The organism is Kamptonema animale CS-326 (assembly GCF_028330895.1).
Classification (GTDB): Bacteria; Cyanobacteriota; Cyanobacteriia; order Cyanobacteriales; family Microcoleaceae; genus Kamptonema; species Kamptonema formosum.
The window spans coordinates 1-8,873 of the sequence record NZ_JAQMUA010000278.1 but is presented as its reverse complement, the minus strand read 5'-3'; the positions used below and the strand labels follow the sequence as shown (position 1 = coordinate 8,873).

The 8,873-nt window shown below is 42.0% G+C and carries 7 protein-coding genes and 1 pseudogene; 3 read left to right on the top strand and 5 right to left on the bottom strand.

Annotated features, from left to right (window positions below; all coding sequences use genetic code 11):
• Window positions 1–13: 13 nt before the first annotated feature.
• The 4 genes from pstB to pstS form a co-directional block, all read right to left on the bottom strand.
• Window positions 14–862 (bottom strand): phosphate ABC transporter ATP-binding protein PstB, encoded by an 849-nt coding sequence (gene pstB / locus PN499_RS16190; RefSeq protein WP_272033085.1) that lies wholly within the window; start codon window positions 860–862, stop codon window positions 14–16.
• A gap of 3 nt (window positions 863–865) precedes the next feature.
• Entirely contained in the window at window positions 866–1,768 is a 903-nt protein-coding gene (gene pstA / locus PN499_RS16185; RefSeq protein ID WP_272033083.1) for a phosphate ABC transporter permease PstA, read from the bottom strand.
• Window positions 1,769–1,803: 35 nt separating this feature from the next.
• Window positions 1,804–2,805, bottom strand: a complete 1,002-nt coding sequence (gene pstC / locus PN499_RS16180) for a phosphate ABC transporter permease subunit PstC (RefSeq protein WP_272033081.1) — start codon at window positions 2,803–2,805, stop codon at window positions 1,804–1,806.
• A gap of 131 nt (window positions 2,806–2,936) precedes the next feature.
• Window positions 2,937–3,965, bottom strand: a complete 1,029-nt coding sequence (pstS, locus tag PN499_RS16175) for a phosphate ABC transporter substrate-binding protein PstS (protein WP_272033079.1) — start codon at window positions 3,963–3,965, stop codon at window positions 2,937–2,939.
• A 337-nt stretch (window positions 3,966–4,302) separates the two neighbouring features.
• Between pstS and PN499_RS16170 the strand changes: the two genes are divergently transcribed.
• Both PN499_RS16170 and PN499_RS16165 read left to right on the top strand, forming a co-directional pair.
• On the top strand, window positions 4,303–5,811 hold the full coding sequence (locus tag PN499_RS16170) for a UbiD family decarboxylase (RefSeq protein ID WP_272033077.1): 1,509 nt from the start codon (window positions 4,303–4,305) through the stop codon (window positions 5,809–5,811).
• Window positions 5,812–5,936: 125 nt separating this feature from the next.
• Window positions 5,937–7,277, top strand: a complete 1,341-nt coding sequence (locus PN499_RS16165; protein ID WP_272033075.1) for a sensor histidine kinase — start codon at window positions 5,937–5,939, stop codon at window positions 7,275–7,277.
• A 73-nt stretch (window positions 7,278–7,350) separates the two neighbouring features.
• On the opposite strand, the gene PN499_RS16160 is transcribed toward PN499_RS16165, so the two are convergent.
• Complete coding sequence (locus tag PN499_RS16160) at window positions 7,351–7,539, bottom strand: hypothetical protein (protein ID WP_272033072.1); 189 nt, start codon at window positions 7,537–7,539, stop codon at window positions 7,351–7,353.
• 450 nt (window positions 7,540–7,989) lie between these two features.
• Here PN499_RS16160 and PN499_RS16155 point away from each other — a divergent pair.
• Window positions 7,990–8,577, top strand: a pseudogene (locus PN499_RS16155) (ISAs1 family transposase); the annotation flags it as partial.
• Window positions 8,578–8,873: the final 296 nt, after the last annotated feature.

Below are 8,873 nucleotides of genomic sequence, written 5' to 3'. Positions count from 1 at the left end.
TAGCAATTAGCCATTAGCCAAAATGACCTTCTATATAATCTTTAGTGCTAGGATGAGTTGCTGAAGTAAAAATCTTACTTGTCGAGCCAAATTCAACCATCTTGCCAATGCGACTTTCATCAGTGTTGAAAAAAGCAGTATAGTCGGAAACACGAGCTGCCTGCTGCATATTGTGCGTAACAATTACAATAGTTAACTGCTGGCGCAAGCCCTGAAACAACTCTTCAATCTTCATCGTAGAAATTGGATCGAGAGCTGAACAAGGCTCGTCCATCAACAAAACTTTCGGCTGCACAGCCAAAGCTCTGGCAATACAAAGCCGCTGCTGCTGTCCCCCAGAAATACCCAAAGCTGATTTTTTTAGATTGTCTTTTACCTCATCCCAAAGAGCCGCATTTCTGAGGGCAGATTCCACAATTTCATCTAATTGAATTCTGCTTTTGTGACCAAAAATTCTGACTCCGTAAGCAATATTATCGTAGATGCTGGCAGGAAAAGGATTTGGTCGTTGAAACACCATCCCGATTTGGCGGCGCAAGCTATTAATATTAACGCGCTTGTTGTAAATATTCTGCCCAAAAAATTCTACTTTTCCTGTGATTTGAACTTTCCCTTCTAATTCTGCAATACGGTTCAGAGCTTTCAGAAAAGTAGATTTACCACAGCCAGAAGGGCCAATGATCGCGGTGACTTGCAGGTGAGGAATATCCACTGACAAATTTTCCAGCACTTTGTTAACGCCGTAGTAGAAGCTTAGGTCACTAATCCGCAGAGCCGGAACTGCATTGGAGCCAACTTCAGGGGTAGCTTCTTCTTGGAATCGATTAGTAAAATTTGCTATTTTTGGGTTAATTTCTGACATTATTCAGCGAAGTTTCAATTGTTTACGGGTGACTAGACGAGATATAATGCTACTGAGCAAAACCATCCCCAAAAGGACAGCGGCTGCTGTCCAAGCTAGTTCGTTCTGCTCTTTGTAAGGTGAGCTAGCGTAACTGTATATTAATACTGACATAGAAGCAGTAGGACTAAGCAAATCCTCCGACCAAAACTGACTGGATAGGGCAGTAACAATCAGCGGTGCAGTCTCACCTGCGGCGCGAGCAGCAGCAAGTAAAATTCCGGTCACGATCGTTGGTAACGCTGAGGGAATAATAACTCTAAACATACTTTGAAAGCGTCCGCCGCCTAAAGCAGCAGAAGCAAGGCGATAGGAAGTTGGCACTAATTTTAATGCTTCTTCTGTAGTTAGTGCTACCATTGGTAGCATGATAATGCTTAAAGCAAAGCCGCCTGCTAAGGCAGAAAATGTTTTAGTGCTAACGACAATTAAGGCGTAAGCAAAAACGCCGACGACGATGGAGGGAACGCTGCTGAGAATAACTGTGATGAAGCGGATAATATGAGCAATAATTTTATGATCTCTAGTAAATTCTGCTAAAAATATTCCCGTCATTACTCCAATAGGTAAACTGAATAAAGTAGCAATTCCTACCATAATAAATGTCCCGACAATCGCATTAGCAAAGCCGTTGGGTTGATCTTCAACTCCAACTGGCGCGGGGAGGGATACTAGCACTTCCCAGCTTAAATGTCCAAATCCTTCAGCAACGATTTTATATAAAATAGCAAACAAAGGCATCAGAGCGATTGCTGTGAGGGCAAATGCTAGGAATGTGAGACCCTGGCTGAAAAAATTCCTAGTTAGCGATAGGGGTTTATGAAGTTCTACATCTATTGATTTATTTAAGTTATGATGATTTGTCATTGCGATCTGTTAATTTGGGATGGTCGGTATCTTTATTAATTTTTAGTGGCTTTAATACCAATTAGCTGAATTAGCACTGCTGCTATGAAGTTTACCAAGAGCGTAATCAGGAATAGAATTAGCGCTAAATACATTAAAGCGCCAATGTGCAACGGCTCAAGAGCTTCACGAAATTGAGTGGCCAAAACAGCGGGTATTGTGTAACCGGGAGCCAATAGAGAGCTGTTGATTTGGATTGAGTTACCAATTACCATTGTGACTGCCATTGTTTCCCCCAATGCTCTCCCCAATGCCAAGATAATAGCTCCGATAATTCCTGAACTGGCAGAGGGTACTAGCAGGTAGCAAATAGTTTCCCAGCGGGTGGCTCCGAGAGACATGGAAGCGCTCCGTAAATCAATAGGAATTGCTAACAATACTTCGCGGCTAATAGCAGCAATCGTTGGCAAAATCATTACTGAAAGTAGTATGCCAGCAGGAAGCATTCCAGGGCCAAATGGTTCGGTGCTGAACAAAGGAAACCAACCGAAATGCTCGAAGAGCCACTGTTGAAAGGGTAGCAAGAATGGAATTAAAACAAAGATGCCCCACAAACCAATAATGACGCTGGGAATGGCAGCGATTAATTCTATTAGGAATCCTAGAGGCGATCGCACCCAAATTGGCAAGAAGTTTTCGCTGGTGACTATTGCGGCTGAAAGTCCCAGGGGAACTGCTAGCAAAAGTGCGATCGCAGAACTTACTAAAGTGCCGTAAATAAACGGCAGCGCCCCAAACTGCAATTCTCCTATATTCCACTGGACACTCAACAAAAATGGCAGTCGAAATTTGGCAATGGCTGGATAAGCATCTTTAAAAATTATCCAGCTCATCCAGAAAAGCACTCCGGCTGTTGCCAATGCAAAACCCCAAACTAATCCCGTAAATGCGTACTCTAACCACCAACTTTCCCCTTTGGTATCTGTTAAGTCAGCAGCGGGATTCATTCCTGCGGGTAACTGATTCGAGTTGTGGCGCTGTTGAGAAAAATCTACCATTTTTTAGCTAATACTATAGTGCGTTGCAGTTGGCTCAGAAAAATTAGGAAAAGTATTGATTTTTAGATTTTATAGGACTTACAAAGCGTAAGCCCTATTTGATTTTTAACTCAAAACTCCTAATTTCTGAATTAGCCTTTGGCAATGACGCTTTGAGTGACTGTTTGAACTACTTTCTTAGCTATAGCATCTGGAATTCGTGTATATTCCAACTGTTTGTTAATACCTTGCCCTGTAGTCATTACCCAATTTACCATTTTTTTAACGGCATCTGCTTTAGCAGCGGGGTACTGTTTGTAAACTAAAAGCCAAGTCAAACCGACAATCGGATAGCCATCATTGGGATTGCCTTCTACTAAGCGGAAGTCAGCGGGGAATTGTTCGCCGGCTAAAGCTTTCTCTGCTTCGGCAAGACTAGGTTCTACAAAACGGCCAGCTTTATTTTGAATAAATGCTGTTTGGAGTTTGTTTTGTCGAGCGTAAGTGTCCTGAACGTAGCCGATCGCACCTGCTGTTTGTTTTACTAAATTTGCTACGCCGGGATTTCCTTGACCGCTGAGAGGGCTTCCAGGCCAACTCGGTTGAGATGCAGCTTTAATACTGCTACCGGTAGCTTGTAAGTGGTTGGTAAATATGAAGCTTGTGCCGCTACCTTCCGCCCTAACTGCAACTCGGATCGGACTATTAGGCAAATTTTTAGCTTGTCCAGAAATTTGAGCAATTTTGGCATCGTTCCAACGGGTAATTTTACCCTCGAAAATGCCTTTCATTGCTTCGTTATTCAATCGGAGATTATTGACTCCAGGCAGATTATAAACTACTGCGACAGCACCGCCTGCCGTAGGAACTGCGATTACGCCCCGACTTACCTGACTAATTTGTTGTGAGGTCATTAGTGCATCGCTGCCTGCAAAGTCAACTGTGCCGGAAATTAATGCTTTGATGCCAGCGCCGCTGCCTGTTCCTTCGTAGTTAACGGTAATTCCTGTTCCGCCTCTCATTTGAGAGAAATAACGGTCGTAAAGTGGTTTAGGAAAAGTTGCTCCAGCTCCATTAAGAGTAACCGCAGCGACGGCTCCACTGATGAGACTCAGTGAAAAGGCTGCTACTGCCAGTGAAACTACAAGAGCACGCCGCCAACGTGCTGTCAAGAAAATCATATTGCTTTGCCTCAAGTAAATAGCTGGCTTTTAGGAATTTCCTACCAAGGATAAACTCAACTTACTATGTAAAGTTCAGTAGCAGAATAAGGTGATTTTAAATTTTGGTTAATAATAGATTAAACTTATAGCTGTTGGTTAATAATATTACTATGCCGAAGCAAAATTAAAGTAAAACATTATTATTTTCAATTTTATATTTATAGCAGTCTTAAATGGAATTGTGCTTGTAGGGGTAGCGCTCCCATGCTTACCCGATCTTTAAGGGCGATCGCACTCCCACCGATCCCATTCACTCCCATAATAGTAAGAAGCACTTTACATTTCTTAAACTATTATGGCAAGAGACTTGCGGGGATTCCTGAAAATTCTGGAAGAAAGAGGCCAATTGCGGCGGATTCAGGCTTTGGTTGACCCGGATTTGGAAATTGCAGAGATTTCTAACCGAATGCTGCAACAGGGCGGCCCTGGACTGCTGTTTGAGAATGTCAAGGGTTCGGCTTTTCCAGTGGCCATTAACCTGTTGGGGACGGAGGAACGGGTTTGCTGGTCAATGAATATGACTAAACCTGCCCAATTGGAGGAATTAGGCAAAAAATTGGGGATGTTGCAACAACCAAAACCCCCTAAGAAAATTTCCCAGGCGATAGATTTTGGCAAGGTACTTTTTGATGTCATTAAGGCTAAACCTGGTCGCGATTTTTTCCCTGCTTGTCAACAGGTTGTGATTGAGGGTAATGGGCTGGATTTGCATAAAATTCCGATGATTCGCCCTTATTCAGGCGATGCTGGGAAAATTATCACCCTGGGTTTAGTAATTACGAAGGATTGCGAGACGGGTACGCCGAATGTGGGGGTGTATCGGTTGCAGTTGCAGTCGCCTAATACGATGACAGTTCATTGGCTATCTGTACGCGGTGGGGCGCGACATTTGCGGAAGGCGGCCCAGGCTGGGAAAAAGTTAGAGATTGCGATCGCGCTTGGTGTCGATCCCCTGATTATTATGGCCGCTGCTACACCGATCCCGGTTGATTTATCGGAATGGTTATTTGCCGGACTTTATGGTGGTTCTGGGGTGCAATTGGCAAAGTGTAAAACACTGGATTTAGAAGTACCTGCGGACTCGGAATTTGTGTTAGAAGGAACGATTACACCTGGCGAAGTTTTACCCGATGGCCCCTTTGGCGATCACATGGGATATTACGGCGGAGTGGAGGATTCGCCCCTGATTCGGTTCCACTGCATGACGCATCGGAAAGATCCGATTTATTTGACGACTTTTAGCGGGCGGCCACCCAAGGAAGAGGCGATGATGGCGATCGCGCTTAATCGGATTTATACTCCAATTTTACGGCAGCAGGTGTCAGAAATTGTAGACTTTTTCTTGCCAATGGAAGCGCTCAGTTATAAAGCCGCGATTATTTCCATTGATAAAGCTTATCCAGGTCAAGCGCGGCGTGCAGCCTTGGCTTTTTGGAGTGCTTTACCACAGTTTACTTACACTAAGTTTGTGATTGTGGTAGATAAAAGTATCAACATTCGCGATCCCCGTCAAGTAGTTTGGGCAATTAGTTCTAAAGTTGACCCTTCAAGGGATGTTTTCATTCTACCTAGTACTCCATTTGATACGTTAGATTTTGCCAGTGAAAAGATTGGTTTGGGGGGAAGAATGGGGATTGATGCCACTACGAAAATGCCGCCGGAAACTGACCATGAATGGGGGGAAGCTCTGGAGTCGGATGTTGATGTGGCGGCAATGGTTGAGCGTCGTTGGGCTGAGTATGGTTTGGATGATTTGAATTTGGGGGAAGTCGATCCGAATTTATTTGGGTATGAAATGACGTAGGCATGACAATGCAAAGGTGCAGAGGAAGAGGGAAGAATAAAATGTCTTCCCTTTTTTCTGAGAATTTGATAAAATCATTATTGAATATGTGATACGTAAGTCCTATATATGTCAGGAGCTTGGTCGTGTATTCTAAAAGTATACTTCCGACTGAAACCATTTTAGTGGTCGATGATAACTCTGAAAATATTGAATTGTTAGCTGATTTGCTGAGTGGCGTTGGTTATCAGGTGGCGATCGCAAAAAGTGGTAAAGCTGCACTAGAATGCTTAGAATTCTTACAGCCAGATCTTATTCTGCTTGATGTGATGATGCCGGAAATTGATGGTTTTGAAACTTATCGACAGATCAAATCAAACGTCGCCAACCGCGATATTCCTATCATTTTTATGACAGCTCTTTCTGACTCTGTAAATAAGGTCAAAGGACTCAGTATGGGAGCGGTAGATTACATTACCAAACCTATAGAGTACGAAGAGACACTGGTACGTATACGGATACAGTTACAGGTGCGTGACTCCCAGAAGCAACTAGAAAAACAGACCATAGAACTCTCGGAAGCCTTGGATCGACTGAAAAAGGCTCAGGTACAGATGGTACAGAATGAAAAGATGTCTTCCCTTGGTCAATTAGTTGCGGGGATAGCGCACGAAATTAATAATCCTGTGAATTTTATTCACGCTAATCTCATCCCTGCGGAAGAATACATGAGGACTCTAATAAACTTTGTCGAATTATATCAAGAATGCTATCCTCAGCCTCACCCAAAAATCGAAGAATGGATAGAAAAGGTAGAGATGAACTATTTGCAAGAGGATTTTCCCAAGTTAATTAATTCTCTTAAGCAAGGAAGCGAACGCATTCGCCAGATCATTCTGTCCCTGCGTAATTTCTCGCGTCTCGACGAAGCGGAACTCAAGCTTGTTAACATACATGACGGTATTGATAATACGCTGATGCTCCTACAGCATCGCCTCAGAGCTAATTCCCATCGTCCCAGTATTCAGGTAATTAAGGAATACGGAGAGTTGCCTGTGGTGGAATGCTATCCTAGTGAGTTAAATCAGGTGTTTATGAACATTCTTAGTAATGCCATTGATGTTTTAGAAGAACGGGATCGACAGCGTAGTGTTGCTGAAATAAATGCGAATCCCAGTAGGATTAAAATTCGCACTCAACTATCTAATCGAGCAGTTGCTATCTATATTATTGATAATGGTTTAGGGATTGACAAAAATTTAGGTTCCAAACTTTTTGAACCATTTTTTACTACTAAACCTATCGGCAAAGGCAGCGGACTGGGACTCTCTATCAGTTATCAAATTATTACTGAAAAGCACGGTGGGAAGATATCCTACAACAGCGAACTGGGACAGGGGACAGAGTTTGCGATCGAAATTCCAGTGAAGGTTTCTTCCGTAATCCCAGTTCCCCAAAATCATGCAACAGTAAGTAATGGGGCATAGATATAAATGTAGGGTGGGCGCTCGCCTCAAGCATCTATCGATGAAAGTAACAAGCTCACCGATTAATTAAAAGTTAAAAATTAAAAATTAAAAATTTAATTTCACAAGTTTCATTTTGCATTTTTTTTAATTTGGCATTTTTAATTTTAATTGATGAAGTGGCGAGTGCCCACCAAACCATTTGTTGATTTGTAAAACAATATCCTTTCGATGCAACATTGACATTACAGGTATTTTTTACGGCTTGTGAATCAATAATCATTAATGTAGTCCACTTCGGTTTTTTTTGACCTGTTCACGAACCCTCGAATGTAAGACTCTCATCAGTGATTATAAGTAAGTATGAATTATATATTTAATATTTATATATATAATATTCTGTTGTAATAAGGATTTAACTTCCCTGTAACTAGATATAAAGAACTAAGTTATTAGTTTATTAAATATACTTCAGGATTATATTCATACCAAGAATTACCAATCAATAAGAATTTACTCTTACATTCAGGACAAGTAATATACTCTTCTTTATCTTCATCTAAATCAGAATGTTCCACTACTTGTCTTCTACTCCTGATATCAGGGTAAACGCATCTTAATTTCAACCTAAAACATGATAAGATGAAGTATTTAGCTAAATCAAGTGTGTAATTCATAGGTACGATCGATGGTGAAAGGGTTTACTTCGACTTTAACTTCCCAAGAAAAAACAATAGCTCTATCGAATCCGACCGACTTATTGAACGTTAGTTTTTTAAACCATTTTGAGGCCTTGACCGATCCAAGAATAGAAAGAAGTAAAGAGCATTTACTAATAAATATTGTAGCCATTGCCATTCTAGCTGTCATCAGCGGTGCGGATGGATGGGTAGCAATAGAACTCTATGGAAAAGCTAAATATGAATGGCTAAAAGGTTTTCTAGAACTGCCGAATGGAATTCCTTCTCATGATACATTTAGTAGAGTATTTGCTCGAATCGAACCGAAGCAGTTTCAAGAGTGTTTTTTAAGTTGGGTAAATTCAATTACCCAAAAATTGGAGCTAGAAGTCATAGCCATCGATGGCAAAACAATGAAACAATCTTATAACCGGAATCAAAGCCAAAAACCGTTACATATAGTCAGTGCATGGTCAGCGTCCCATCAATTAGTGTTAGGGCAAAAAAAAGTCAATAAGAAATCCAACGAAGTGACAGCGATTCCGGCTTTGTTAGAGCTACTAGAAATTGAAGAAAGCATAATAACTATCGATGCTCTGGGATGTCAAAAAGAAATAGCAGCGCTTATAATTAACGTGAGTTCGATGGAGTGCGATCGCCACGAACAAGTGACTTTTGGGCTGGCGATCGCCATGAAACAAGGGACTTTTGGGTAGGCGATCGCCATGAACAAGGGACTTTTGGGTAGGCGATCGCCATGAACAAGGGACTTTTGGGTAGGCGATCGCGACAAAACAGGGGACTATTGGGCTGGCGATCGCGACAAAACAGGGGACTATTGGGCTGGCGATCTAATCAGTAAGCGTGGGAAAATAGAGATGTAACCAGCAAATATTAGACAATTAGGGAGGCTTTTATGGATCACAGAACATCACAC

Excerpts from the sequence above, each read along its gene's own strand:
- pstB (WP_272033085.1), bottom strand. The coding sequence starts at position 862 with ATGTCAGAAATTAACCCAAAAATAGCAAATTTTACTAATCGATTCCAA.
- pstC (WP_272033081.1), bottom strand. The coding sequence starts at position 2,805 with ATGGTAGATTTTTCTCAACAGCGCCACAACTCGAATCAGTTACCCGCA.
- PN499_RS16170 (WP_272033077.1), top strand. The coding sequence starts at position 4,303 with ATGGCAAGAGACTTGCGGGGATTCCTGAAAATTCTGGAAGAAAGAGGC.
- pstA (WP_272033083.1), bottom strand. The coding sequence starts at position 1,768 with ATGACAAATCATCATAACTTAAATAAATCAATAGATGTAGAACTTCAT.
- pstS (WP_272033079.1), bottom strand. The coding sequence starts at position 3,965 with ATGATTTTCTTGACAGCACGTTGGCGGCGTGCTCTTGTAGTTTCACTG.
- PN499_RS16160 (WP_272033072.1), bottom strand. The coding sequence starts at position 7,539 with ATGATTATTGATTCACAAGCCGTAAAAAATACCTGTAATGTCAATGTT.